Origin of the sequence: Myxococcus sp. MISCRS1, assembly GCF_026626605.1 — a bacterium.
Classification (GTDB): Bacteria; Myxococcota; Myxococcia; order Myxococcales; family Myxococcaceae; genus Myxococcus; species Myxococcus fulvus.
In genome coordinates, this window is record NZ_JAPNKB010000001.1 from 8,397,911 (window position 1) to 8,421,826 (window position 23,916).

At 70.0% G+C, this 23,916-nt stretch carries 25 protein-coding genes; 13 read left to right on the forward strand and 12 right to left on the reverse strand.

All coding sequences use genetic code 11. The annotated features are described in order from the left end of the window. Positions 1 to 168, forward strand: a complete 168-nt coding sequence (locus OWM54_RS33590; RefSeq protein ID WP_267700116.1) for a hypothetical protein — start codon at positions 1 to 3, stop codon at positions 166 to 168. A gap of 120 nt (positions 169 to 288) precedes the next feature. Here the strand turns inward: OWM54_RS33590 and OWM54_RS33595 are convergent, their stop codons facing one another. Beyond that, entirely contained in the window at positions 289 to 741 is a 453-nt protein-coding gene (locus OWM54_RS33595) for a nuclear transport factor 2 family protein (protein WP_194869192.1), read from the reverse strand. A gap of 310 nt (positions 742 to 1,051) precedes the next feature. On the opposite strand from OWM54_RS33595, the gene OWM54_RS33600 reads away from it, so the two are divergent. After that, positions 1,052 to 2,653, forward strand: a complete 1,602-nt coding sequence (locus OWM54_RS33600) for a GMC oxidoreductase (RefSeq protein ID WP_267700117.1) — start codon at positions 1,052 to 1,054, stop codon at positions 2,651 to 2,653. A gap of 9 nt (positions 2,654 to 2,662) precedes the next feature. On the opposite strand, the gene OWM54_RS33605 is transcribed toward OWM54_RS33600, so the two are convergent. Continuing rightward, the gene (locus OWM54_RS33605; RefSeq protein ID WP_141325585.1) at positions 2,663 to 3,178 is read right to left on the reverse strand and encodes an OmpA family protein; all 516 of its coding nucleotides are present in this window, start codon (positions 3,176 to 3,178) and stop codon (positions 2,663 to 2,665) included. A gap of 283 nt (positions 3,179 to 3,461) precedes the next feature. Between OWM54_RS33605 and dgt the strand changes: the two genes are divergently transcribed. Further along, a complete protein-coding gene (gene dgt / locus OWM54_RS33610; RefSeq protein ID WP_141325604.1) occupies positions 3,462 to 4,856 on the forward strand; it encodes a dGTP triphosphohydrolase in 1,395 nt (464 codons plus the stop codon). Positions 4,857 to 4,874: 18 nt separating this feature from the next. Here dgt and OWM54_RS33615 read toward each other — a convergent pair whose 3' ends face one another. After that, positions 4,875 to 5,330: a VOC family protein gene (locus OWM54_RS33615; protein ID WP_223745478.1), complete on the reverse strand. Its 456-nt coding sequence runs from the start codon at positions 5,328 to 5,330 to the stop codon at positions 4,875 to 4,877. 144 nt (positions 5,331 to 5,474) lie between these two features. On the opposite strand from OWM54_RS33615, the gene OWM54_RS33620 reads away from it, so the two are divergent. Both OWM54_RS33620 and OWM54_RS33625 read left to right on the forward strand, forming a co-directional pair. Continuing rightward, positions 5,475 to 6,602: a sensor histidine kinase gene (locus OWM54_RS33620; protein ID WP_267700118.1), complete on the forward strand. Its 1,128-nt coding sequence runs from the start codon at positions 5,475 to 5,477 to the stop codon at positions 6,600 to 6,602. A gap of 167 nt (positions 6,603 to 6,769) precedes the next feature. After that, positions 6,770 to 7,570: a LytR/AlgR family response regulator transcription factor gene (locus OWM54_RS33625; RefSeq protein ID WP_267700119.1), complete on the forward strand. Its 801-nt coding sequence runs from the start codon at positions 6,770 to 6,772 to the stop codon at positions 7,568 to 7,570. On the opposite strand, the gene OWM54_RS33630 is transcribed toward OWM54_RS33625, so the two are convergent. The 4 genes from OWM54_RS33630 to OWM54_RS33645 all read right to left on the reverse strand — a co-directional run bounded on the left by OWM54_RS33630 (position 7,567) and on the right by OWM54_RS33645 (position 10,444). Then, positions 7,567 to 7,767, reverse strand: a complete 201-nt coding sequence (locus OWM54_RS33630; protein ID WP_267700120.1) for a hypothetical protein — start codon at positions 7,765 to 7,767, stop codon at positions 7,567 to 7,569. The two genes, OWM54_RS33625 and OWM54_RS33630, sit on opposite strands and share 4 nt — an antisense overlap. Next, positions 7,703 to 8,029, reverse strand: coding sequence for a hypothetical protein (locus OWM54_RS33635; protein ID WP_141325580.1), 327 nt, complete (start codon positions 8,027 to 8,029; stop codon positions 7,703 to 7,705). Before OWM54_RS33635 ends, OWM54_RS33630 begins: the two co-directional genes overlap by 65 nt. Before the next feature lie 51 nt (positions 8,030 to 8,080). Next, positions 8,081 to 9,616, reverse strand: coding sequence for a hypothetical protein (locus OWM54_RS33640; protein WP_267700121.1), 1,536 nt, complete (start codon positions 9,614 to 9,616; stop codon positions 8,081 to 8,083). A 108-nt stretch (positions 9,617 to 9,724) separates the two neighbouring features. After that, complete coding sequence (locus OWM54_RS33645) at positions 9,725 to 10,444, reverse strand: hypothetical protein (protein WP_267700122.1); 720 nt, start codon at positions 10,442 to 10,444, stop codon at positions 9,725 to 9,727. A 177-nt stretch (positions 10,445 to 10,621) separates the two neighbouring features. Here OWM54_RS33645 and OWM54_RS33650 point away from each other — a divergent pair, with 177 nt between their 5' ends. After that, on the forward strand, positions 10,622 to 11,296 hold the full coding sequence (locus OWM54_RS33650; RefSeq protein WP_223745484.1) for an SOS response-associated peptidase: 675 nt from the start codon (positions 10,622 to 10,624) through the stop codon (positions 11,294 to 11,296). Positions 11,297 to 11,477: 181 nt separating this feature from the next. Then, a complete protein-coding gene (locus OWM54_RS33655; protein ID WP_267700123.1) occupies positions 11,478 to 12,299 on the forward strand; it encodes an alpha/beta fold hydrolase in 822 nt (273 codons plus the stop codon). Positions 12,300 to 12,356: 57 nt separating this feature from the next. Here OWM54_RS33655 and OWM54_RS33660 read toward each other — a convergent pair whose 3' ends face one another. Further along, positions 12,357 to 12,899: a hypothetical protein gene (locus tag OWM54_RS33660; protein ID WP_267700124.1), complete on the reverse strand. Its 543-nt coding sequence runs from the start codon at positions 12,897 to 12,899 to the stop codon at positions 12,357 to 12,359. 251 nt (positions 12,900 to 13,150) lie between these two features. Here OWM54_RS33660 and OWM54_RS33665 point away from each other — a divergent pair, with 251 nt between their 5' ends. Then, positions 13,151 to 14,539, forward strand: a complete 1,389-nt coding sequence (locus OWM54_RS33665) for a neprosin family prolyl endopeptidase (protein WP_267700125.1) — start codon at positions 13,151 to 13,153, stop codon at positions 14,537 to 14,539. A 57-nt stretch (positions 14,540 to 14,596) separates the two neighbouring features. On the opposite strand, the gene OWM54_RS33670 is transcribed toward OWM54_RS33665, so the two are convergent. After that, on the reverse strand, positions 14,597 to 16,111 hold the full coding sequence (locus tag OWM54_RS33670) for an Hsp70 family protein (RefSeq protein WP_223745488.1): 1,515 nt from the start codon (positions 16,109 to 16,111) through the stop codon (positions 14,597 to 14,599). A 77-nt stretch (positions 16,112 to 16,188) separates the two neighbouring features. Then, positions 16,189 to 16,761 carry a helix-turn-helix domain-containing protein gene (locus OWM54_RS33675; protein WP_223782011.1) on the reverse strand — a complete coding sequence of 191 codons (573 nt, stop codon included), beginning with the start codon at positions 16,759 to 16,761 and terminating at the stop codon, positions 16,189 to 16,191. Positions 16,762 to 16,808: 47 nt separating this feature from the next. On the opposite strand from OWM54_RS33675, the gene OWM54_RS33680 reads away from it, so the two are divergent. From OWM54_RS33680 to OWM54_RS33690, 3 genes are all read left to right on the forward strand, one after another. Then, a complete protein-coding gene (locus tag OWM54_RS33680; RefSeq protein WP_223745490.1) occupies positions 16,809 to 17,501 on the forward strand; it encodes an AzlC family ABC transporter permease in 693 nt (230 codons plus the stop codon). After that, positions 17,498 to 17,806 (forward strand): AzlD domain-containing protein, encoded by a 309-nt coding sequence (locus OWM54_RS33685; protein WP_141330903.1) that lies wholly within the window; start codon positions 17,498 to 17,500, stop codon positions 17,804 to 17,806. Before OWM54_RS33680 ends, OWM54_RS33685 begins: the two co-directional genes overlap by 4 nt. Positions 17,807 to 18,022: 216 nt before the next feature. Beyond that, positions 18,023 to 19,423 carry a hypothetical protein gene (locus tag OWM54_RS33690; RefSeq protein WP_267700126.1) on the forward strand — a complete coding sequence of 467 codons (1,401 nt, stop codon included), beginning with the start codon at positions 18,023 to 18,025 and terminating at the stop codon, positions 19,421 to 19,423. Between the two features lie 4 nt (positions 19,424 to 19,427). Here the strand turns inward: OWM54_RS33690 and OWM54_RS33695 are convergent, their stop codons facing one another. Then, positions 19,428 to 20,045 carry a hypothetical protein gene (locus OWM54_RS33695; protein WP_267700127.1) on the reverse strand — a complete coding sequence of 206 codons (618 nt, stop codon included), beginning with the start codon at positions 20,043 to 20,045 and terminating at the stop codon, positions 19,428 to 19,430. 240 nt (positions 20,046 to 20,285) lie between these two features. Between OWM54_RS33695 and OWM54_RS33700 the strand changes: the two genes are divergently transcribed. Continuing rightward, the gene (locus OWM54_RS33700; protein ID WP_267700128.1) at positions 20,286 to 21,377 is read left to right on the forward strand and encodes a response regulator transcription factor; all 1,092 of its coding nucleotides are present in this window, start codon (positions 20,286 to 20,288) and stop codon (positions 21,375 to 21,377) included. A gap of 65 nt (positions 21,378 to 21,442) precedes the next feature. On the opposite strand, the gene OWM54_RS33705 is transcribed toward OWM54_RS33700, so the two are convergent. After that, entirely contained in the window at positions 21,443 to 22,936 is a 1,494-nt protein-coding gene (locus tag OWM54_RS33705) for a sigma-54-dependent transcriptional regulator (protein WP_223745495.1), read from the reverse strand. 219 nt (positions 22,937 to 23,155) lie between these two features. Between OWM54_RS33705 and OWM54_RS33710 the strand changes: the two genes are divergently transcribed. Beyond that, positions 23,156 to 23,908, forward strand: coding sequence for an OmpA family protein (locus tag OWM54_RS33710; protein WP_141332153.1), 753 nt, complete (start codon positions 23,156 to 23,158; stop codon positions 23,906 to 23,908). Positions 23,909 to 23,916: the final 8 nt, after the last annotated feature.

Here is a 23,916-nt window from a genome sequence, read left to right on the forward strand (position 1 = left end):
GTGGCGCTGGGTGATGCCGTTCTGGACGAGGACACGGGCGCGGGCCCGGGAGGGCTTGCCCCGGACCTTGCCGAGGTCGTCCTCCATCTGGTCGTGGGGATGGGCTCGCCCGGGAGGAACTTCCCCAGGCTGGTGATGAAGACGTCGTGGGCCATGCGCCGACCGTAGGCCGTCCGCCCGAGGCCACTTCCCCGGGAGGGAAATGACCCGCGGGAATCTTTCGCGCCCCTCTTGTGGTGAGCCATCCCGGCAAACACAAACTTCGCGCGCCCAGCCACAGGCGGGGGGCTACCGCTTCTGGACGTGGACGACCTTGTTGATGATCTTCCAGCCCCCGTCCGTCTTGATGACGGTGAGGTAGTCCGTCATGAAGGCGCCCGGGTAGTCGAGCTCGACCTTGGCCACGCCCACGTCGCCGGTGACGTCCAGGCTGACCAGCCGGCGCTTGCGCTTCGCTTCGTCGTCGGCGGGCTTCCCGCTGACGCCGGCCAGGTACTCGGCGGCCGTCCTGCGCACGAGCACGCCGTCCCGGTTGAGGAACATCTTCATCTCGTCGTGCATCGCCTCGCGGAAGGGGGCCACCTGGCCCGTCGCGTGACCCTCCAGATACAGCTCCACCGCGCGTCGGGCGCCCACCACGTCCTGCGTGCTCGCGGGGGTTCCACGCGCGCTCCCGGAAGCGAGCACGCCTCCCACGAGGACCGCGCCCACCGCGACTGCGCTTCTGAAGTGCTGCTTCATGGCTCTGTGCCTCCAAGGTCCTCGGTACGTCGGTGCTCTTGGTAGCGCGCCCCTGGAGGGCCGTGTGACGTCCTCTTCGGACGGTGGCGGGAGTCGCCGAGCGGCCCAGGACGTCGGTGAGTGGCACGGCCGTGACGCGGGCCTGGGCAGGAGGGCGTCCCGGAAAACCCGCTTCGTGGCGCCGGCCCGGAGGACGAGCGGGCGCCACGGCGGCGGCAGCGTGCTTCGCGAGTCGCGGTTCCCCAGCGTGTTTCGCATAGAGTGCCCTCGGCGAGTGCCGATGCCGGGGAATGCGAAGGACGGGAGACGCATGGACTGCGACTGGCTCATCATCGGCTCGGGCTTCGGCGGCAGCGTCAGCGCGCTGCGGTTGACCGAGAAGGGCTACCGCGTGGTGATGCTGGAGAAGGGGAGGCGGCTGGCTCCCTCCGACTTCCCGAAGACGAACTGGAACCTGAAGCGCTGGATGTGGATGCCCCAGCTCGGCTGGCGGGGCCTGTTCCAGATGAGCTTCTTCCGCCACGTCACGGTGCTGTCCGGCGTGGGCGTGGGAGGCGGCTCGCTCGTCTACGCCAACACGCTCCCCATCCCGAAGGACGACTTCTTCCAGGCCTCCTCGTGGGGACACCTGGCCTCCTGGAAGGACGAGCTGACGCCGCACTACGCCACCGCGCGCAAGATGCTCGGCGCGACCACCAACCCGCGCGGCACCGTGGCGGACCGGGTGCTCGAACAGGTGGGCCAGGAGCTGGGTCGCCCGGGCTTCGAGCCGTCCACCGTCGCCGTGTACTTCGGTGAGCCGGGCGTCACGGTGAAGGACCCGTACTTCGGCGGAGAGGGCCCCGAGCGCACCGGCTGCACGTCCTGCGGCGGGTGCATGCTCGGCTGTCGCCACGGCGCGAAGAACACGCTGGACCGCAACTACCTCTACCTCGCGGAGAAGCGCGGCCTGACGCTGCACGCGGACACGGAGGCCACGTGGGTGCGGCCCCTGCCGGGCGGTGGCTACGAGGTGGAGGCGAAGAAGGGCGCCGGCCTCTTCGGCCGCGAGACCCTGCGCCTCACCGCGAAGAACGTCATCTTCGCTGGAGGCGTGCTGGGCTCGCTGTCGCTGCTGCTGCGGCTCAAGGAGGACAAGGACGGACTGCCCCGGCTGTCGGACCGGCTGGGCGACGGCGTGCGCACCAACTCCGAGGCGCTCATCGGCATCGTGAGCGGTCGCCCGGAGCACGACTTGTCGAAGGGCATCGCCATCGGCTCCATCCTGCACACCGACGAGCGCTCGCACCTGGAGCCCGTGCGCTTCTCGGAGGGCTCCGGCTTCTTCCGCCTGCTGATGGCGCCGCAGGTGCCCGGCAAGTCGATGCTGGGTCGGATGGCGCGGCTGGTGGGCCTGCTCGCGCGCCACCCGCTGCGCTTCCTCAAGGCGTGGTTCGTCCCGGACTTCGCCAAGCGCACGCTGATCCTGCTCTACATGCGCACGCTGGAGGGGCACCTGCGCATGCGGCGCGGTCGGCTGCTGAAGAGCGGGCTGTCCACCGGGCTGCAGTCCGGCCCCGCGCCCACGTCCAACATGCCCGAGGCGTTCGACCTGGCGCGCCGCGTGGCGGACAAGCTGGACGGCTATCCGATGACGATGGTGAGCGAGACGGTGCTGGGCATCCCGACGACCGCGCACATCCTCGGCGGCTGCTGCATGGGAGACTCGGCGGCGACGGGCGTCATCGACCATCGCCACCGGCTCTTCGGCTACGAGGGACTGTACGTGGTGGACGGCTCGGCCATCTCCGCCAACCCGGGCGTCAATCCCTCGCTGACCATCACCGCGCTGGCCGAGCGAGCCATGACCTTCATCCCCCACGCGCGGACCGGGGAAGACGAAGCGCCGCGACCCGCCCGGCTGTCGTCCTGAGTCCGTGCGCTACAGGCGGACCTGGAGCTCGTAGCGGCGGTTCTTCGCCTTCTTCGCCTCGGTGTTGTCCGGCTTCACCAGGGGACGGTCGGAGCCGAGGCCCACGGCGACGATTTCACCGCGGGGGATGCCCCGGGCGACCAGCTCCTTGACGATGACCTCCGCGCGCTGCTCGCTGAGCTTCTTGTTCTTCGCCGCGTCGCCCGTCGAGTCGGTGTGACCGGAGACCTCGAACTTGTAGCTCTTCACCCCGCCGGCGGTGAGCTGCTTCTTGGCGTCGATGAGGGCGTTGGTCAGCTTCTTGAGCTTGTCCTCGCAGCCGGCGGCCAGCTCCGCGGTGCCCGTCTTGAAGCTGCACTGGTTCTTCTGGCCCTCCTCGAGGAGCTTGGCGTTGACGCGCTTCTCGACGGTGGACTTGCCCGCGTCACCCGCGGCCTTCTTGAGGTTGTCGAAGGGGCTCTGCGCGGCGGCCACACCCGGGAGGGCCAACAGCGACACGGCGATGCACAACGCCTTGAGCTTCATACGGTGAGACTCCTTGGGTTCCGCTGGAGGAGGGAACCGGGCGCAGGCTGCCCAGGGCACGCGCGTCCGTCCAGCGTCACGAGGCCCGGCGAGCGACCCGGGCGCCGTCCGCTCGCCGGGTGGGACAATGGCGCCGTGCCCACCCGTCCCATGAAACTTGCCTCCGCGTACGGGCGGAGCAGCATGCTCCCATCGTCCTTCTCCAAGGGACGGCAGCGAGGCACTTTCAGTGGGCGGCAGCAGTCGGACGGAGCGGTGGCAGCGGTTCTTGTCGGGACACCGGGTGGGCTCGGAGCCGAAGCCCGTGGAGGCGCGGGTGGAGAAGGCGCCCGCGGGTGAGGTGTCCCTGCCGCTGGATGAGCGCACGCCGTTCGACGTCGACTACGACCGCATCGTCTTCTCCAGCGAGTTCCGTTGCCTGCACGACAAGACGCAGGTCTTCCCGCTGTCGACGAGCGACTACACGCGCACGCGGTTGACCCACAGCATCGAGGCGTCGTGTGTGGGGCGCTCGTTGGGACAGCTGGCGGGGCTGGGGCTGAAGTCGCAGGGGGTGAAGGTGGAGCCCTCGCACCTGGGGACCATTGTCGCGGCGGCGTGCCTGGCGCACGACATCGGCAACCCGCCTTTCGGCCACTCGGGCGAGGCGGCCATCCAGCATTGGGTGTCGCAGCGGTTGGCGAAGCCGGGTGAGACGCTCGCGGGCAAGCCGAGCCCCTTCACGAAGGCGGAGGAGTGGAGGGATTTGGAGAGCTTCGAGGGCAACGCGCAGGGCTTTCGCATCCTCAACCGGCTCCAGTCGCGCGAGCGGCGGGGCGGGCTGCGCTACACCGCGGCGACGCTGGGGGCGATGAGCAAGTACCCTCGGCCGTCGGTGCTTCCAGGCGGACGCGAGGCGAACAAGGCGCGCGTGTCGGAGAAGAAGTTCGGTTACTTCCAGGACGACCACGTGCTGGCGCTGGAGACCTACCGTGCCGCGGGGCTGCCCGAGCGCGAGGAGGGCGTCTTCTCCCGCCACCCGCTGGCCTTCCTCGTCGAGGCGGCGGACGACATCTGCTACGCGGTCATCGACCTGGAGGACTCCGCGAAGCTGGGGCTGGTGCCGATGGATGTGGCCTGTGAGCTGTTGGACCAGGTGCTGCCTCCCCCGGAGAAGTCGACGCGATTGCCACCCGCGCACCTGGAGACGCGCCTGGCGCAGGCGCGCGCGCGGGTGATTGGCGTGCTCATCCAGGCGAGCGTCCGCGTGTTCCTGGAGCACGTGGAGCAGATGGAGGAGGGCGAGTGGGAGAAGCCGCTCGTCTCCGCTCGAGAGGACATCCGTGGGCCGCTCGACGCCATCAAGAAGCTGACGCGTCGCAAGGGCTACGAGAGCGAGCGCGTGCTGCAGATCGAGAGCGCCGGCTTCAAGACGCTCGGCGGCCTGCTGGACATGTTCGCGCAGGCGGTGGTGACGGACACGCCCAACCGGGAGGAGAAGAAGCTGCGGCAGCTGCTGCCCCTGGAGCTGTTCCAGCGGCCGGACAAGCCGCTGACCAGCGAGGACATCGGTGACGCGCTCGCGCGGCTGTCCATGTACCAGCGGCTCTTGTGCGTCACGGACTACATCTCGGGGATGACGGACGGCTTCGCGGTGGCGCTGTACCAGCGGCTGTCCGGCATCAAGCTGCCGACCTAGCGGGGTGCCCGGTGTCGCTCAGGCGTGCAGCCCTTCCGAAGGAGCGCTCGTGCGCGCCTGCCGTCCCCGTCGCTCCATCAGGGCGAGCGAGTCGTCGATGGCCAGGATGTTCCCCGACGGGTCCCTGAACCACGCCGACTTGAAGTCGCCCATGGTCGCGATGCCGTTCTTCGTCTGGATGCCCATCTCGGGGATGTCGTATTCCTCGAGCTTCACGCCCGCCTGTCGCAGCTCGTCCACGCTGGCCTCCACGTCCTCCACGGCGAAGGAGCACGCGGTGGCGGTGGAGCCGGACGGTGACGAGCGCTCGTAGACGAGGAGGAAGGACTCACCGCCCACGCGGTACATGGCCGCGCCCTCCTCGGAGATCTCCTTGACCTCGTCGAACCCGAGCACCTCGCCGTAGAAGCGCCGGGCCGCCTTCAGGTCCGTCACCGCCAGCGTGGGCACCGCCTTCGTTCTTCCCAGTCCCATGTGTCAGTCCTCCTCGGAGGACAAGTGGGCACCGGCCGGGCGACTCGCAAGCGAGGGTGCGTCGCGGCTGCCGCCTCCTGGCTCGCGTGGATGGACATGGGTGGCGCGGTGCGACTCCGCTAGACTCGGGGCACCGTGACGCCGATGGAAGAGACACCTGCCCCCCTGTGGCGGCGAGCGCTGGGGCTCGTCGCGGTCTGGAGCGTGCCGGGGACGCTGTCCGCGCTGGAGACGTACTTCTTCAGCCTGTCGTCGCCCCGGCCGATGGAGCCGTGGCGCGCGTTCCTGTCGCAGCTTCCCGGCTGGTATGTGTGGGTGCCCGCCACGCCGTGGGTGTTCGCGCTGACGCGGCGGCTGCGGCTGGGGCGGCCGTTCCGCGCGGGGGCCTGGGCGGGGCACGTGCTGGCGTGCCTGGGCGTGAGCGGGCTGTTCGCGCTCGTGTACACGGTGTGCCAGCGGGCCTTCGGCGCGGGAATGGGAGGCGCGTCCTTCGGGGTGATGCTGACGCGCTATGCGCTGGGCTGGTTGCCGATGATGGCGATGACGTACGTCGCGACGGTGGGGGTGGCGCAGTCACTCGCGGCCCGGCGGCGTGAGCGTGAGCGTGAGCGGCAGGCCGCGGCGCTCGCCGTCGAGCTGGCGGAGGCCCGGCTCCAGGCGCTCCAGGTGCAGCTCCATCCTCATTTCCTGTTCAACACCCTGAACGCCATCGTCGTGCTGGTGCGGGATGGGGAGAAGGACACGGCCGCGAGGATGCTGGTGCTGCTGGGGGACATCTTGCGCCGGCTGCTCCAGCAGGGCGCGACGCAGGAGGTGTCCCTCCGGGACGAGCTGTCGGTGCTGGAGCGGTACCTGGAGATCCAGCGGCTGCGCTTCCAGGACCGGCTGCGGGTGGACTGGGATGTGGACGAGGCGTTGATGGACGCGCGGGTGCCGCACCTGGTGCTCCAGCCGTTGGTGGAGAACGCCATCCGGCACGGTGTGTCGGCCCGCACGGCGGCGGGCGCGCTGCGCATCCGGGCCCGGCGTCATGGCGAGGCGCTGGAGCTGATGGTGGCGGATGACGGTCCGGGGTTGCCCGCCGGCTTCGATGTGGAGCGAAGCCCGGGTATCGGGCTGTCCAACACCCGGGCGCGGCTGTCCCAGCTCTACGGGGCGGCGGGGCGAGTCAGCGTGGCGGCATCGCCGGAGGGCGTGGGGACCGTGGCCACCGTGTGGCTGCCCTTCCAGCGCGAGGACGCTCCTTCAGGGCGGGGGGCCGCGCATGGCTGAGCTCAGTGTCCTCCCCATGGGCAGCGGAGGCATGAACGCCGTTTCTGAAACGCGGCCGCGCGTCGTTGGGCACAGCGTCCTCCCGAGAAGGAGCGTTGGCATGGGCACGGCGCCAGAGGACGGGGGCGCGCATCGCGGGGCCATGGTTTTCGGAGCGGAGATTTCGCGTGGCTGAGCTCGCCGTCCTCCTGGTGGATGACGAGCCGCTCGCCCGACGTGGCCTCCGGCAGGCCCTGTCGCGGCATCCGGACGTGACGGTGTGCGGCGAGTGCCGCGACGGGCGCGAGGCGGTGGACGCCATCCACGCGCTGAAGCCCGCGCTGGTGCTGCTCGACGTGCAGATGCCGGAGCTGGACGGCTTCGGGGTCATCCGCGAGGTGGGCGTGACACGGATGCCCGCGGTCATCTTCATCACCGCGTTCGACACCTTCGCCGTGCGCGCCTTCGACATGCACGCGGTGGACTACCTGGTGAAGCCCTTCGCGGACGAACGCTTCGACGAGGCGCTGAGCCGAGCCCGGCAACGACTGCGCCAGGACGAGGCCTTGGCGTTGGGACGAAAGCTGGCGGCCCTGCTCGCGGACACGGGACACGCTCCTCCCACGGAGCGCGAGTCTCCGCCAGGGGACGAGCACCCGAGCCGACTGGTGGTGAAGGTGGGGGCGCGCTCGGTGCTCGTGCCGGTGTCGGACCTCGACTGGATTGGCGCGGACGACTACTGCGTCACGCTGCACGTGGGCGACAAGGAGCACGTGCTGCGCGAGAGCCTGGCGTCACTGGAGGCCCGGCTCGACGCGGAGCGCTTCGTGCGCATCCATCGCTCGGTCATCGTCAACGTGGAGCGCATCCGCGAGCTGCATCACGACTCGGCGACGGAACTCGTGGTGGTGCTGAGCACCGGCCAGCGCCTGCGGGTCAGCCGGAGTCGACGCGAGGAACTGGAGCGCAGGCTCGGACGGGCTCGCTAGACGTCCCGTCGATACGCGGGAGGAATCTGCTCTCCTTCGAGTGTCACCCGCGTCCCGACACCCCGCTCGCCGAAGAGGATGAGCCGGATGACGTCGTTGAAGTCCCTCAACCGGATGTAGAGGAACCACGTCTCATCCAGGAGCCACCAGCCGCCCTCCGCCGTCACGAAGAGGATGGCGAAGTCGCTCGTGGCCACATCCGTCGATGCCATCCGCCGCATCGCTCGCGCCGAACTTCAGGTGGCGATGGTCGACCCCGCGCACGTCGAGCCCGTCCATGAACGACATCACGGCCTGGGCGTAGTCGTGGACCTGGTAGCCCAGGCCCGCCAGCTCCGCGCACACGGTGTCGATGGGCACCGTGCGCGACTGGAGGACGCCGCGCTGCTGGAGGAAGTCCCGGACCTTGGGGTCGAGGACTCCCATCCACGGCGGAGTGAACAGCGTCGTGTCGTTCATGACGGATGCGCCCCCGTGTGTTCTTCTCCATCCTCGCACACGCGCTTCACTTCAGGGCTTCACCTCGGAGACCACGGCGTTCTGCTTCTCCACCGCCGCCGCGAGCGCGGACACGTCCGTGGCGCCCAGGTGCATGCCGAAGACACGGGCCACCTCCAGCCGCTCACGCGCGATGACCTCCATCGTCTCGGAGACCTGCTGCACGTTGAAGAAAGTCCCGTCCGGGCGAGGCTGGACCAGGTCGCTGGTGTAGAGCAGCCGGTGCTCGGGAAGCGCGACGAAGAGCATCCGCTCCCCGGTCTCCGTGCGCACGGGGACCAGCTCCAACCGGTTCCTCCCGGCGCCGAGCTTCACGCGTTGCCCCACGTTGACCAGCGAGGCGGCCCGAGGCGCACGGGCGAGCGCGTCCGGCGCGAGGGTCCGAGGCGCCGTGAGCATCCCCTGCAGGAGCGGCCGGTTGAGGTCCAGCACGTGAAGCGGGATGCCGCGCGCGGCGTACTCCCGGACCCCGCCCACGTGAGGCCATGCATCGCTCGTGGACACCACCGCCTTCACCTTGACGCCCGGGAAGCGACGCTGGGTCTCCTCCAGGATTCGCGCCGAGTAGCCCGAGGAGATGGGCGCCTCGATGATGACGAGCCCATCGTCCTGCTTCACCAGCGTGACATCCCACGCGCCAGGCAGATGCACGACGCCCGGCGCCAGCTCGACGGCCGGACGGTCGGGGCGACCCAGCGGCAGGTCATCCGCGGTCATCCGCCCCCGCGCCGCGAAGCCCTTCTTCACGTCCTCGGGAATGGCGAAGTCCTCCTCGGAGACCTTCGGAGCCAGCTCCAGCCGCGTCACGGTGAAGCTGTGGTAGGTCTGCCCCTTGCGCTCCCACTCCCAGTGGCGCGGATGGCGCAGCCCGCCCGGCTCCAGGGACCACGCCTGGAAGAACAACCGCGTCGTCACATCACCCCAGACGCTCCAGAAGAAGTCCGACGGGTGCGCGTCCAGCGTCTCCACCATCGTGGGCAGCCGCGTCCGCGCGTTGAGATACAGCTTCACCCGCGCGTGGCCATGGCGGAACGCCACCACGTGGTGCGGCACGTCCTGCAGCCGGGTGTCCGCCAGCGCGCGCAGCTCCGGCGCGGCCAGCGCGGTGAAGAGGATGCGCTCGGGCGCGAAGTCGAGCCGCTCGTTCAGGTCCTGCAACTGGGCCCCTCCCGCGGGACGTCGCTGACCGCCGCGCTCCATCATCACCACACCGTCGGACAGCACCATCGTCGCGCCCTGCCAGTCCTCGAGCCCCGGGGAGCCACGGCCCTCGGTCTTCATCCGCAGCCGACGCTGTCGCAGGTCCCGCACCTCGTCGACCTGCTCGTAGCTGACGAGCCACGGTGGGGCAGGGCGCTCGGACTGCTCCATCAGGTTCCAGTGGCCGATGCCCTGGATGCGCAGCGCGCAGAGGGCCTGGAGCTTCGCTTCGCCCCCCATGGCCTCCAGCGAGGCCCGCAGGTGGGCACGCGCGACGTCCTCGGCCGAGAGGGCGGAGGACGCGAAGAACAGGCCGAGGAGCACGAGTATCGGGGCGGTTCGTCTCATGCCCCCAGGATGCCGAGGCGCCCGTGGGCTCCCGGTGCCTTTGCAGCCAATGGCGGGACGGGCGCGGCGAAGTGCGCGCCCGGAGCGGCGAGTGGTGGAGCGCCGGGCTCAGTCGCCCGCGACCGCGAGCTGCCAGTCCCCGTCCTTGTCGATGCCGACGCGCAGGCCCAGGTAGCTGCCCAGCTCCTTGCGCATGCTCTCGAGGTCGGCCTTCGGGTAGACGCCGGCGAGCATCTTCACGTCCTTCTCCGTCTTGAATCCGGTGATGTGCACGGAGGGCCAGTAGTAGAGGTCTCCCTCCTGGGCGTAGGGCAGTTCCAGCACCTGGACGATGCGCGCGAGGGTGGGCTCGCCCCTCGCCTCCTCCTGCTTCCAGAACGCCACCGCGTCCTCGTCGGGGCCGAAGCTGAAGCGCACGCTCTTGCCCTTCTCGTCCACCAGCCTGCCCAGCTCCGCGTAGTCACACGCCCGCGCGGCGGCGATGATGCGGGTGCGCATGCTCTCCACCGCGGGAGGCAGGGGCGGCTTTGGCGCGGCCTTCGTGGAGGCCTTCAGCTTCGCCGCGGAGCAGTCCGTGCCACCCGACGCCTGCGCGAGCGCCCCGGCGTCACCCGGGCCCGCGTCAGGCGTGCCCGCGTCGGCCAGGTCCACCGCGCCCCCCGCCGTACCGGGAGCGACGGGAGGAGCGTCGGGAACGACAGGCTGGGTGGGTGCCACGGCAGAGGCGGGAGCCCCCGCGTCCACGGGCCCGGCGGGGGTGGCGGTGCGCTCGGTGCAGGCGACGAGCGAGGCGGCGACGCAGACGGACATGCGGGTCAGGCGGTTCATGGCCCGCGTATGTAGTTCATGCCGCCCGGCCCGTGTCTTCCCGGGGCGCCTCTTCTGGTGACTCGAGGACGAACGTTCATTCCCGGGCCCCTCGCGCACCGCCGGACGGCGACCGAGCGCCGGTGCCACGCATGAGTTGCTTGGGTCCGCCTCCGGACGAGGTGATACTCCCCACCCATGTGCGGCCGTGTCACCGTTCGGACCTCTCCTGATCAGCTCGTGGTGGAGCTGGGCCTCGCCGGCATTCGCATGGCGGTGGACCGCCCCCGCTTCAACCTGGCGCCCACGCAGCTGATGCCCGTGGTGCCCAATGACGGAGCGCGGATGCTGGACGCCTTCCGCTGGGGGCTCATCCCCTCGTGGGCGAAGGACGCGAGCATCGGCAACAAGCTCATCAACGCGCGCGGGGAGACGGTGGCGGAGAAGCCCAGCTTCCGCAGCGCGCTCAAGCGCCGTCGCTGCCTGGTGCTGGTGGATGGCTGGTTCGAGTGGAAGCAGTCCACGAAGCCGAAGACGCCCTTCTACTTCCACCGCGCGGACGGCAAGCCCCTGGCGCTCGCGGGGCTGTGGGAGGAGTGGACGGCGCAGGACACCGGCGAGGTGCTGCGCACCTGCACCATCATCACCACCGGCCCCAACGCGTTGATGGCGCCCATCCATGACCGGATGCCCGTCATCCTGCCGCCCCCGGCCCAGGAGGTGTGGCTGCGCCCCGAGCCCCAGGAGTCCTCCGTCCTGCTGCCCCTGCTGGTGCCCGTGGCGGACGACGGCCTGGACGCCTACGAGGTGGCGCGCGTGGTCAACTCCCCCACGAACGACGTGCCGGCCTGCGTGGAGCGGGTGGCCGCGTAGCCGCGGGAAAATAAATCCCCTGTCGAAATGCGCGGGCCCCGTTCGTTCGCCTCCTGAAGTCGAACACATCGGAGGATTCGCGATGAAGGACCGGGGTCGGGAAGGTCTCAGCCGCCGTTTCATCCTGGGGGCCGGGGCCGCGTGTGTCGCGAGTCTTGGACTCTCTTGCCGGGGACACGCCATGAACACGAAGCCGCAGCAGGGTGGCTACGCCACCGTCGACGACCTGAAGGTCTATTTCGAGGTCCACGGAGGCCCGCTCGAAGGAGGCAAGACGCCCCTCGTCCTGCTGCCGGGCGGAATGCTGGCCATCGAGACGGCCTTCACGAAGGACCTGCTCCCGCGCTTCGCCCGGAGCCGCCCCGTCATCGCCATGGAGATGCAGGGGCATGGCCACACGGGAGACAGGCCGGGCCCCATCCAGCTGGAGCGCATGGTGAAGGACGTCGTGGGCGTGCTCGCGCACCTCGGCGTGAAGCGGGCCCACCTGCTGGGCCACAGCCTGGGCGGGATGATCGCCACGGGCGTGTGCGTCCACCATCCCGAGGTCGTGGCCAGCGCCACGCTCCTGAGCGTCACGTACACGCTCGAGGGCATGCTGCCCGAGCTGGTGAAGATGCAGCGAGACCCGACGCACGTGCCCTCGCCCGAGCTGATTCCGCTCCTTCCCACCGAGGCGGACTTCGTGTCGTGGAAGGCGAACTTCGACAAGTACAACCCGGACCCGTCCAGCTTCGAGTCCGTGCTGGCCCGACTGAACACCCTGCTGACCGAGTGGAAGGGCTGGAGCACGGCGCAGCTCAACGGCATTCGCGCGCCGGTGCTGCTCGCGCTCGGCGACAACGACTTCACCCGCCTGGAGCACGCGGCGGAGATGTACCGCCTCATCCCCGGCTCGAAGCTGGCCGTGCTGCCCAACACCACGCACATGAACATCATCGAGCGCGGTGCCTGGCTGGAGCCCATGGTCCAGGAGCTCATTTCGCGCGCGGAAGGCGCCTGAGCGGAGGCGTCCGCCCGCGCCGCGCCGTCCCTGTCGACGCGCGGCGCGAGCCTGCGACTACTGGAGGTTCGGCGGCCCCGCGTCCGGAGTGCCCGAGTCCGACGCTCCCGCATCGGAGGTGCCGGCATCGGACGGGATGAAGATCGTCGTCTTGGAGCAGCCCCCGTCGCAGAAGCCGCAGTTGAGCTGCGAGCATCCCGTCGGAACGGCGACGCAACCCGTGGGAGGAGGGCACCCGTTCCCGCCCGTGCAGGTCCCCGTGCAGATGATGGTCCCCTCGCCTCCGGGAATCACGACGGGAGGCACGTTCGAGGCCGAGTGCGAGGCGGTGGGAAACTCCACGCGGACGGAGAGGGTGGAGATTCTCTTCCCGTCCTCCTCGTGGTTTCGCGCGGCCCCGAGCGGCGTCAGCACCGCGCCCTCCAACTGCCGGGCGACGTCGGGCGGCGTGTTGTCGACGAAGGCGCACGCCGGTGCATCCGTGGACGCGGCGGCCTCTATTCGAGACGCCGCCTTGGGCTCGTCACCACAGGCCCAGAGTGCCGCCACCGCCAGGACCACCGCCACCACGACACGATGCAAGGGATTGAGAGAGGTCATGGTCCCGAGTCTGGCTGGGATGCCCCGTGCGGCTGACGTCCTCGGGACGGATGTCCAAGCCCCGACACTCAGCTCCGGCCCGGACTCCAGTCCCGCGCCAATCTTCCCATCCCGCCGTTCCTCCTCCCGCGTGTCCGCACCTCCCCTCGTGAGACATGAAAGGCTCCAACCGAAGAAATCCCTGACAGGCGTTCATTCCATGCCTCGCCACGAAACAGGCCGGGCATTGCACCAACCAAGAGGGGCATTGCATGAACGAGCAGCGAAGGTCGTCGCGTGGCTGGCGTCTGGGCTCGGTGTCGGGAGTGATGCTGGGCGCGCTGGCGTGCGGAGGTGTCGCGGAGCCCGAGGTCGCCGCCCCCGAGGCCACGGGAAGCACGGCGCTGGTTGAGCGCGTGCGGGACACGGCGGAGCTGGCCCGGATGAAGGCCTACGCCGAGTCACTCTATGACGAGAAGGACGTGGTGCATCGCTTCACCAGTCGCGGCGGCGAGGCCATCGACTGCGTGCCGCTGTACGCGCAGCCCGCGCTGCGTCAGCCGGGCATGGAGAACCACCGAATCCAGCTGGCGCCGGGCACCGAGCCCATCGCGCGTCCGGAGCGGCCGGTGGCGCCGGGGGACTCGCTCGCGGCGAAGTGGCGCGCCGAGCCCGCGACGCTGGAGGGCCGCGCGGACGAACTGGACGCCACGGGCGCGCGCAGGCGCTGCCCGGAGGGCAGCGTGCCCATCGTCAAGCTGACGCTCGACACGCTCAAGCGCTTCGAGTCGCTGGACGACTTCCGCCGCAAGATTCCCAGCCACCTGACGGGCAACGTCTCCGTGGAGACGGGCAAGCGGCGCTCCGAGCAGGCGCCCACGCCGTCCCTGCGCGCGGGCCCCACGGACCTGCACCAGTACGCGCACACGTCCCAGTGGGTGAACAACATGGGCGCGGAGGCCATCTTCAACCTGTGGAGCCCGTACACGGAGCTGAGCAGCGAGTTCAGCCTGTCGCAGATGTGGGTGGTGCGCGGCTCGGGCGCGTCGCTGGAGACCGTGGAGGTCGGCTGGCAGCGCTACCGCGACCTCTACGGCGATGACCGCGCGCGCCTCTTCATCTACTTCACGCCGGACAACTACGGCAGCGGGGGGTGCTACAACCTGAGCTGTGGCGCGTTCGTGCAGACGAACACGTCCGTCTTCATCGGCGGAGGCTTCGACAACTACAGCGTCGCCGGCGGCGCCCAGTACGAGTTCAAGTTGATGTGGTTCAAGGACGGCACCACGGGCGCCTGGTGGCTGAAGTTCCAGGACACGTGGGTGGGCTACTACCCGCGCGTGCGCTTCGACGCGGCGGGCCTGGCGGACCGGGCGGACGTCATCGATTTCGGCGGCGAAATCATCGACAACCGCAACCTCAACCTCCACACGTCCACGGACATGGGCAGCGGCGCGTACCCGGGCGCGGGCTGGAGCCACGCCGCGTACACCCGCAACATCCTCTATGTGGACACGGGCAATGTCTATCGTGAGCCCACCTCGCTGAGCGCGTGGCGCAACGACAGCAACTGCTACGACATCAGCCAGTCCAGCAACCCGGGCGGCTGGGGCCGGTACTTCTACTTCGGAGGCCCCGGCTACAACGGCAACTGCACGTAGCCCACGTCGTCAGCGCCGGGTGGGAGGCGGGGACAGCTGCTCCCCGCCCGGGCTGGCTCAGGACGCGCGCTTGGGGGCGCGCAAATCGGTAATCGGCAGCGGGTGGCGGGTGCCCTGGGGCGAGACGAGGGCCGCGGCGAGGACGAAGTCCTGACCCATGCGCAGCTCCAGGGTGGTGGGCCCCTTGTGCGTGGTGCGCCAGTCCAGGTCGATGCGCACGGTGCCGAGCAGCTCGCGGTCCACGGTGGTGGTGTCGAGCGACTCGAACAGGGCGACGGAGATGGGGCCGGGGATGAGGGGCAGCTCCAGCGTCACGGACTTCGTCGCGGGCACGGGGGTGTTGGCGGGGATGACCTCGTGCTGGGCGCCGCCGGGCACCATGATGCCGATGGGCATGGGCACCACGTCCGACAGGCCCGTGATTCCGCGCGCCAGGTTGCGCCCGAGGATGGCCGCGCCCACCGCCACGCCCAGCTCCGGGTTGACCTCCTTGTCGGAGGACAGCCGCTTGAAGTGGGAGAAGCGCTGCCGGATGACGGGCATGCGCGTCTGGCCGCCCACCAGCACCAGCTCGTCGATGTGCTCCGCCTTGAGCCTGGCGCGCTCCAGCACGTCGTCGCACGCGGACGCGGTGCGCTCGATGAGCTGGAACACCATCTCCTCCAGCTGCTTGCGCGTCAGCGTGTAGTCGAAGTCGATGAAGCCGCCGTCCTTCTGCGCGATGCAGGGGACGCGGAGCACCGTGGACTCGCGCGTGCTGAGCGCCATCTTCGCGGACTCGGCGGCGAAGACCAGCCGCTGCATCACCACCTGGTTGCCGCGCAGGTCCAACCCGTGCTGGCGCTGGAAGTCCGCCACCAGCAGCTCCACGATGCGCTCGTCGAAGTTGGCGCCGCCCAGGAACGCGTCGCCGCCCGTCGCGAGCACCTTCACCACCCGGTTCTGCACCGCCAGCAGCGTGGCGTCGAACGTGCCGCCGCCCAGGTCGAACACCATCACCGTCTGCTCGGGGTTGCGCAGGTTGGCGTAGTAGAGCGCCGCCGCCGTCGGCTCGTTGATGATGGCGCGCACGTTGAGGCCGCACATCTCGGCGGCCTGCCGCACCGCCTCGCGCTGGCGGATGCTCGCGTGCGCGGGCACCGTCAGCACGCACTCCTTGAAGGGCTCGCCGGCCGCGTGCGTGGCCAGGGTGAGGATCTGCTTGATGACCAGGTGGGTGACGTCCGTCAGCGACGTCTGCTTGCCGTACATCGTCACCGCGGTGTAGCCGTCCGGCGCCTCCACCAGCTCGAAGGCGTACTTGTCCTTGTGCTGGGTGACGTACTCGGACTGGTAGCGACGGCCCAGGAAGCGCTTGGCACCGAACACGGTGTGCCGCGGGTCGTCGATGATCTGCCGCCGGGCCGCGTGGCCGACGATGGCCTTGTCCGCCGCGTGGAACCACACCACCGAGGGCAGCGTGAAGCTCTTGTCCGTCACCGGCACCAGCCGCAGCTTGCCCGCCTTGTCGAAGAAGGCCGCCGACGTGTTGGTGGTCCCGAAGTCGATTCCGAGGATGGGGGCCGTACTCATGCGCCCCGGAGTCTCCCATGTCTGGCCCGGCGGTTCAGCTCCGAGATTCCAGGGATTCGGAGTCGCGGTTCACCCGCCTACACGTGCTCCATCACCATGACGGCGACGGTGTGGGGGGCGAGGGCCTCGTAGAGGTGGGGCACGTCGCCGGGGAAGGTGGCGTAGTCGCCCGGGGCCAGCTCCACCGGGTGGTCCGAGGGGCCCGCGCGCAGCCGACCCTTGCTGACGATGAGGTGCTCGACGCTGCCGGGGATGTGGGCCTGGGCGTGGCGGGCGGAGCCGGGCTCCAGGGTGATGACGTAGAGGTCGCGTCGTGCGCCGGGCGGGCAGGCGGACAGCATGATGCCGGTGAAGTGGGCCTGCTCGGAGCGGATGGCGGCGCCCTCGCCCGCGCGGATGACGCGCACCTCGCGAGCGGGCGGGTCCACCAGCCGGCTGAAGGGCACGCCCAGCGCCACGGCCAGGGCCCAGAGCGTCTCGATGCTCGGGTTGCCGGCGCCCGACTCCAACTGCGACAGCGTGGACTTGGAGATGTCCGCGCGGCGCGCGAGCTCCGACAGGGACATGTCCGCGCGCTCACGCTCCCGGCGCAGGGCGACGGCGATGGCGTCCAGCGGACGAGGGGGCTTGGGTGTTCGTTTTACCGGCATGGTCGTTCTTATTGACGAACGGGCGGCTTCTGTCCAGATTGAGATGCATGGCGAACGTGGACCGGGTGTTGGTGCGGGACGTGGGGGCGGTGGCGCTGGCGTCGGGCGTGGTGGGGGTGTCGTTCGGGGCGCTGGCGGTGGCGGCGGGGATGTCGGTGTGGATGGCGCTGTTCATGTCGGTGGTGGTGTTCGCGGGCGGCGCGCAGTTCGTGGTGGTGGGGATGGTGGCGGCGGGGGGCAGTCCGGCGGCGGCGGTGGTCGCGGGGCTGTTGCTCAACGCGCGGCATCTTCCCTTCGGGTTGGCGGTGGCGGACCTGTTGGGGAAGCGGTGGTCCACGCGGCTGCTGGGCGCGCACCTGATGGTGGACGAGTCGGTGGCCTTCGCCCTGTCCCAGCGGGAGCCGGGACGGCGTCGGGCGGCCTACTGGTTGTGCGGCGGCATGTTGTTCGTGGGGTGGAACACGGGCGTGGTGCTGGGCGGCTGGGCGGGGCGCGTGGTGGGCAGCTCCGAGTCGCTGGGGCTCGACGCGGCGTTCCCCGCGTGCATGGTCGCGCTGCTGTTGCCCTCGCTGTTGCCGCCCCGGGAGCAGGACGCGGAGGCGGGCGCGAGGGAGCGGGCGGCGAAGGCGCGCCAGGTGGCGCTGGTGGGCGCGCTCATCGCGTTGGTGCTGACGCCGTGGCTGCCCATGGGGCTGCCGGTGATTCTGTCGATTCTCGCCGTGGGAGTGGCGCTGCGATGACCTTGCTGCCGATTCTGGTGCTGGCCCTGGGGACGTATGGCTTTCGCGTGGCGGGGCCGCTGTTGAGCGAGCGGCTGAAGCTGTCGGCGCGGGTGCAGGAGCGGATGGCGCTGGCGACCATCGCGATGCTGGCGGCGCTCGTGGCCACGTCGACGCTGCTGGCACAGGGAGGCCTCGCCGGGTGGGCCCGGCCGACGGGGGTGCTCGTCGGCGCGGTGCTCGCGTGTCTGCGGCTGCCCTTCATCGCGGTGGTGGTGGCCGCGGCGGCGACCGCGGCGGGGCTGCGCCTGCTCGGCGTGCCGTGAGCACGTCGAGCAGGGCCGAGGTCAGCCGTGCTCGAAGCGCGTGAGGTTCAGGGACAGGTGCTCTGGTTGTAGGTCTTGGGGTAGGGCGTCAGGCTGCCCTCGAAGACGGGCGCCGCGCGCAACGTCGAGGGCGGGATTCCTTCGGGCGCTGCGTGTATTTCTTCACGTCCCGGTCGGCGGATGTCGACGCACCGTGAGGCGTGATAACCGCGACGGATGCGAATGAATCAGCGGTGGCTCGAGGTGACGCTCCTGGCGACGGCGCTGTGTCTGTGTGCCTGCGGCTCCAGTGACTCGAAGGACGATGCGGGCAGCCCGGATGCCGGCGGTGGTGACGCGGGGACGCCGGACGCGGGCACCCCGGACGCGGGGCCCGAGGTGCCCGCCTTCGAGCAGGGGGACGGTGTCTCTCGCGAGTCCGCCGTGTTGGGGGGCGTCGACGTGGACCGCTACACGTGGACGGACTCGAAGGGGCGCCCGAGGACGTTGTCGCTGAAGCGGCAGACCGCCGCGGGCAATGGCGGGTACGCGGTCCAGATGACCTATCAGGTCGCCGCGGGCGCCGACTGGCGCACGGTGACGGTGGATGGCACGGGCGGCGGCGAGCGCGGCTTCGGCTACTTCGTGGGCCATGAGCTGTACCGCCAGTTCGACAACGGCGCGTCCGGCACCATCGCGGGGCTGAACGGCGAGGACGACTCGCCGCTCGGGTATGGCTTCGCGGTGCGGGGCGTCCCCTCGTCCATCCTCCCGGCGAGCACCTCCGCCAGCCACACCTTCACGACGACCTATCCGAAGTGGGGCACCCGGGTGGCCATGGCGGACGTCACCGCGGCGACGCCGGCCGCCACCGCGTCCCACCAGAAGTTCCTGGTGCCGCTCACCCTGCGCTGGGTCTTCCAGAAGGGCGTCGACTTCCCGCGCCTGGACATCCGGCTGGACCTGGGCGAGGCGACGGCGGGGCAGCTCTCGTTCGACATGCGAGGGCCCTACGGTGTCGTCGAGTTCGCGGACGCCGACCCGCAGGCGCCGCTGATCAACGTGCAGTGGGGCGACACGCGCAACCACTTCACCACGCAGGCACCGGTGGCGGGTGTGCTGACCACCCAGGCGAACTGGACGTGGAACGAGCCCATCGGCGCCACGCGCAAGTACCACGCGCTGCTCGCGCGCCACTCGGGCACGGGCGTGTTGTACGAGCTGGGCCTGGTCGAGCTGAAGCTGGGCCAGGACGCGGGGCTGGTCTACGGCGGCTACAGCATCAACAACGGCGCGACGAAGGCCGCCACGGGGCGGGCGCTGCTGAGCGACGGCTTCTCCGCGGGCGAGTGGCCGTTCCAGTCCGCGCAGTACAGCGGGCTCAACGCGGCCACGGGCGTGACGGGCAAGAAGTTCGCCTGGGGCTCCAGCCCGTTCTACGGCTCGGCGTTCACCTCGGTGTACTTCAACAACGACTTCAGCACGGCCATCGACGCCTTCCCCGCGAGCAAGGCGCTGCTCTACCGGACGTGTCTGGTGATGGGCGTGTCCCCGTTCACCGACGCGAGCCGCAGGTCGTTGACGCGTCAGGTGGCGGAGAGCGCGTCGCCGAGCTGCGCGACGGCCGAACCGCTCTGAGCCGTCACTCCAGGGCCCCTGCCTCGCGCGGGCAGGGCGCCGTCACGCGCGTCTCATGGGGGGACGACACGCCCCAGGACGTCTGGGCACCGAGGCAATCCCTGCCGCGCCATCCCACCAGGAGGGTGCGGCCCTCGTCCGCGTAGAACTGGAGGCGCTCGCTCTGGCCGGACGCCAGGAGTGCTCGTCGCGGGGCGCGGGGGGCCTCGGGGGGCGCTTCCACGAGGAGCCGCTCGAACACCGAGCGATGGACGTTCCATTGCTGCGAGGGGTGCGGCTGACATTCCGGGTGGAGGCGGATGCGCGCCCCTCCCACGGGCTCCGGCGCCCCCTCCACGCATTCCCCCGTCGCGGCGCTCTTCAGCTGGATGCCCCGGAACCCCGGAGGCGGAGGGGCGCCGGGTGTCTCGAACGGGGTGATGACCCATTGCTGCTCGAGACTGTCATCACAGCGCGCGGAGACCAGCCGTCGCCCGCGAGCACCCAGACAGAAACTTCCATTCCGGATGCGCTCCCGGTGGGCCTGGGTTCCCCGCACCGGCTCGAATTCCCAGTCGAGCCCCGAGGCATGACAAGGCGCGGCGCTGACATTGCCGCCGGGAGTCCCGATGGCTGGCTTCATGCAGTATTGCTGTTGTTGTTGATGCAGGGCTGTCAGGGGGCTCACATCCGCGGGGACAGACGCGCAGAGTGCCAAGGCCGCACTCCGGGCGACAACGCGAATCGTCACGCGACCACGGGGGTGATTGCGCACGGCTCCTCCACGAGGGACAGGGATTGCCGACAGGGTGCGTTGGCCCCGTCGGGCGCGTCTATCCCAGAAAAGTGGGGAATTCTTGTCTGGACTGGATATTGTCAGGGAATGGTGACGCGTTCCCGGATGGAGCGAGAGTTGTTGGGCGCCTTGCGTGAGTTGTCCGAAGCGGAGCTCCCCTTGGGGGAGTTGTTCACGCGGCTGAATGTCTTGCTTCGCGAGCCCCTGGGAGTGGATGCGAGTTGTTGGCATGGCACGGACCCGGCGACGGGGCTGGTGACGTCGACGGTGATGGAGAACCTGGACCCGCGGGGGTTCGAGCGGGCGGCGTATCTGGAGTTGTGGGCGCCGGAGCCCTTGACGTTCGCGGGGCTGCGGGCGTCCGGGCAGCGGGTGGGCTCGTTGCGGAGGGCGGCGGGGGAGAAGCTCGACGAGAGCGCGCGCTACCGCGAGCTCATCGCGCCCTTCGGCTTCGGGGACGAGCTTCGGGTGAACTTCGACTTGCCCTCGGGGTGTTGGGGCGCGGCGACGTTCCTCCGCGCGACGGACCGGGGGCCCTACACGGAGCGGGAGCTGGGGATGATGGAGCGCTTCTCCGCGCACATCGGGCAGATGTTGTGGCGCTCGTACCAGGGCACGGTGCCGAAGGGGGAGGGGCAGCCGCTGCCGGGCATCGCGGTGCTGGGGCCCCGGGGGCAGTTGGTGTCGGCGGACCCGAGGGCGGAGGCGGTGCTGGCGGAGCTCGCGGAGACGTCACCGTCGTCGACGGGGGTGCCGTCCGGCGTCATCACCGTGGCCGAGCATGCCAGGGGCCTGGGCGCGGCGGGGCGCAGGGACGTGCCGTCGCGCTCCAGGGTGAGGACGCGCACGGGGCAGTGGCTCACGCTGCATGCGTCCCTGCTGGAGGGGCGTCCGGACGGGCAGGTCGCCATCGTCGTGGCGCCCGCCACGCCCGCGGAGGTGTTGCCCATGGCCCTGATGAGCCTGGGGCTGACGGCCCGTGAGCAGGACGTGGCCATTCTGGTGGCCCAGGGGCACACCACGGACACCATCGCCCGGACGCTGGCCATCACCCCGGCGACGGTGCAGGACCACCTGAAGGCCATCTTCACCAAGGCCAGGGTCCGCAGCCGCCGCGAGTTCATCGCCCAGCTCGTGGGCATGTCCGCCGGACCCCAGGGCGTGGCGCGGGGGGCTTGAGACAACAGTGTGTTTGAAAATGTTTCAGCATGGTGGCGCTGAAACATTTGTGACGACGCTTGGGGTTACGTCTCGGATTGGCCGCGCCGGAGGCCCAGGGCCTTCATCTTCTTGTAGAAGTGGCCCCGCTCCAGGTCCAGGAGCCGGGCGGCCTCCGTGACGTTGTCGTGGGTATGGGCCAGCACGTAGAGGATGATCTCCCGCTCGGCGTCCTCCACCTGCTCGCGGAAGGTCTTGTCCGCGCGGGGCTTGAAGCCCACCACGGGGGCCGGTGCCGACGTCGGGGGAGGGGGCGCCACCAGCGCGTGCGCGGGCGTGCTCGCCGCGGCCACCACGGCCGAGTCCAGCGTGGGCGCCGGCGCGGCCACCGTCTCCATCGGAGGCGGCACGACGCCGCGTCCCCGGGGCAGCAGCTCCAGCGCGTCCGCGCGCGTGACGACGGGGCCCTCGCACAGGATGGCCAGCCGCTCGACCAGGTTGCGCAGCTCGCGCACGTTGCCGGGGTAGTCGTAGGCGCTCATCACCGCCAGCGCGTCCGGGGACAGCGTCAACGGCCGCCGCCCGTTCTTCGCGCAGGCCTCGCTCAGGAAGGTGCCGATGAGGTCCGGCAGGTCCTCGCGCCGCTCACGCAGGGGCGGTGAGTGAATCTGCACGACGTTGATGCGGTAGTACAAATCCTCCCGGAAGCGCCCCGCGCCAATCTCCTGCTCCAGGTTCTTGTTCGTCGCGGCGATGACGCGCACGTCCACCTTGAGCGTCTCCGCGCCGCCCACCCGCTCCAGTTCCCCCTCCTGGAGGACCCTGAGCAGCTTGGCCTGCATGGCCGGCGGCATGTCGCCAATCTCGTCGAGGAACAAGGTCCCCTCGTGCGCCAGCTCGAACTTGCCGCGGCGCACGCTCACCGCCCCCGTGAACGCGCCCTTCTCGTGGCCGAACAGCTCGCTCTCGATGAGCTCGTGCGGCACCGCCGCGCAGTTGAGCTTCACGAACGGCGACGCCTTGCGCCGCGAGTTCTGGTGCAGCGCCCGGGCGATGAGCTCCTTGCCCGTGCCGTTCTCACCGGTGATGAGCACCCGTCCCTCGGACGGCGCCGTGCGCTGGATGAGCGAGAAGATGCGCTGCATGGCCGGGCCGCTGCCCACCATGTCGTAGCGCCCCAGCTGCTCGCGCAGCTCGCGCAGTTCCTCCATCGCCGCCTGGTGCTTGAGCACGTTGCGCAGCGCGACCAGCAGCCGCTCCCGCGCGATGGGCTTCTCCAGGAAGTCGCGCGCCCCCAGCTGCGTCGCCTTCACCGCCGTGTCGATGGTGCCGTGCCCCGACATCATGATGACGGGCAGCTCGGGCCGCAGCTCCGTGAGCCGGGCGAGCGCCGTCAGCCCATCCATGTCCGGCATCTTCACGTCCATCAACACCGCGTCCACCGGCCGCGCGCTCACCACGTCGAGCGCCACCTGCCCGCTGGCCGCCAGATGTGTCTGATATCCCGCAAGCTGCAACGACTGGCTCAGGGTCAGCAGGATGTTCTTCTCGTCATCGACGATGAGCACGGATGCGGGCATGCGGGGCGCTCCCGGCCCGGGGACCACGTCACGCGGCCGCTCCCGGGCAACAGCGACAATCTCACGGAAAATATTTGGACATTCAAGGGTTTCGGGGCGCGGAGGGGTGTCTCGAAAGGGACAAAAGCTTTGACTCACCCCGGCGACTGAGACTACACGCGACCCGACTACCCGTCCCCTGCGGGTGCTTCTTTCGTTTCAATGATTTCGGGAGGAATGATGCGTCGGATTTCTCTGTGGGCGGGTCTCGGCCTCGCCATGGCCGTGCTGACCGGCTGCCCCCCCAGCTACCCCAACTGCAAGGACGACTCGACCTGCTCCGAGAAGGGCGAGGTCTGTGTCCAGGGCACGTGCCAGGAGTGCGCGACCGACGCCAACTGCAAGGAGGGCTTCTCCTGCCAGGGCAACAAGTGCGCGCCCAAGCCGCCCGAGTGCACCGTCGACAACCAGTGCGGTGACGGCCGCATCTGCGAGGCCGGCAAGTGCGCCGAGGCCCAGTGCAAGGACGACTCCTCGTGCCCCTCCGGTGGCAAGTGCCAGGGCGGCCGCTGCCAGGTCCCCACGGACACGTGCGCGTCCAACTCCGACTGCGGTGACGGCCAGGAGTGCAGCGCCGGCCGCTGCGTGACGGCCTCCGCGGACAAGTGCGACTGGAGCCCCATCCGCTTCGGCTTCAACGAGTCCTCGCTGGACTCCGAGGCCCAGCAGCGCCTGTCGGACCTGGCCAACTGCCTGAAGACGGGCCAGGCGGGCAAGCTGACCCTGGCGGGCCACGCCGACGAGCGCGGCACGGAGGAGTACAACCTCCAGCTCTCCAACCGCCGCGCGGCGGCCGTCAAGCGCTACCTGACGGACCTGGGCATCAAGTCCAACACCGTCACGACGGTGGGCTACGGTGAGACGCGCCCGGTGAACAACGCCTCCTCCGAAGAGGCGTGGAGCGAGAACCGCCGGGTCGAGTTCCAGCGCTAGTGGAGGCT

Bases quoted from the DNA above. Each gene is read 5' to 3' on its own strand.
- OWM54_RS33655 (WP_267700123.1), top strand. From the start codon at position 11,478: ATGAACACGAAGCCGCAGCAGGGTGGCTACGCCACCGTCGACGACCTG.
- OWM54_RS33645 (WP_267700122.1), bottom strand. From the start codon at position 10,444: ATGAACCGCCTGACCCGCATGTCCGTCTGCGTCGCCGCCTCGCTCGTC.
- OWM54_RS33615 (WP_223745478.1), bottom strand. From the start codon at position 5,330: ATGGGACTGGGAAGAACGAAGGCGGTGCCCACGCTGGCGGTGACGGAC.
- OWM54_RS33680 (WP_223745490.1), top strand. From the start codon at position 16,809: ATGGCGAACGTGGACCGGGTGTTGGTGCGGGACGTGGGGGCGGTGGCG.
- OWM54_RS33710 (WP_141332153.1), top strand. From the start codon at position 23,156: ATGCGTCGGATTTCTCTGTGGGCGGGTCTCGGCCTCGCCATGGCCGTG.
- OWM54_RS33675 (WP_223782011.1), bottom strand. From the start codon at position 16,761: ATGCCGGTAAAACGAACACCCAAGCCCCCTCGTCCGCTGGACGCCATC.
- OWM54_RS33620 (WP_267700118.1), top strand. From the start codon at position 5,475: ATGGAAGAGACACCTGCCCCCCTGTGGCGGCGAGCGCTGGGGCTCGTC.
- OWM54_RS33600 (WP_267700117.1), top strand. From the start codon at position 1,052: ATGGACTGCGACTGGCTCATCATCGGCTCGGGCTTCGGCGGCAGCGTC.
- OWM54_RS33660 (WP_267700124.1), bottom strand. From the start codon at position 12,899: ATGACCTCTCTCAATCCCTTGCATCGTGTCGTGGTGGCGGTGGTCCTG.
- OWM54_RS33685 (WP_141330903.1), top strand. From the start codon at position 17,498: ATGACCTTGCTGCCGATTCTGGTGCTGGCCCTGGGGACGTATGGCTTT.
- OWM54_RS33670 (WP_223745488.1), bottom strand. From the start codon at position 16,111: ATGAGTACGGCCCCCATCCTCGGAATCGACTTCGGGACCACCAACACG.
- OWM54_RS33705 (WP_223745495.1), bottom strand. From the start codon at position 22,936: ATGCCCGCATCCGTGCTCATCGTCGATGACGAGAAGAACATCCTGCTG.
- OWM54_RS33650 (WP_223745484.1), top strand. From the start codon at position 10,622: ATGTGCGGCCGTGTCACCGTTCGGACCTCTCCTGATCAGCTCGTGGTG.
- OWM54_RS33640 (WP_267700121.1), bottom strand. From the start codon at position 9,616: ATGAGACGAACCGCCCCGATACTCGTGCTCCTCGGCCTGTTCTTCGCG.
- OWM54_RS33595 (WP_194869192.1), bottom strand. From the start codon at position 741: ATGAAGCAGCACTTCAGAAGCGCAGTCGCGGTGGGCGCGGTCCTCGTG.
- OWM54_RS33635 (WP_141325580.1), bottom strand. From the start codon at position 8,029: ATGAACGACACGACGCTGTTCACTCCGCCGTGGATGGGAGTCCTCGAC.
- OWM54_RS33605 (WP_141325585.1), bottom strand. From the start codon at position 3,178: ATGAAGCTCAAGGCGTTGTGCATCGCCGTGTCGCTGTTGGCCCTCCCG.
- OWM54_RS33700 (WP_267700128.1), top strand. From the start codon at position 20,286: ATGGTGACGCGTTCCCGGATGGAGCGAGAGTTGTTGGGCGCCTTGCGT.
- OWM54_RS33690 (WP_267700126.1), top strand. From the start codon at position 18,023: ATGCGAATGAATCAGCGGTGGCTCGAGGTGACGCTCCTGGCGACGGCG.
- OWM54_RS33695 (WP_267700127.1), bottom strand. From the start codon at position 20,045: ATGAAGCCAGCCATCGGGACTCCCGGCGGCAATGTCAGCGCCGCGCCT.
- OWM54_RS33665 (WP_267700125.1), top strand. From the start codon at position 13,151: ATGAACGAGCAGCGAAGGTCGTCGCGTGGCTGGCGTCTGGGCTCGGTG.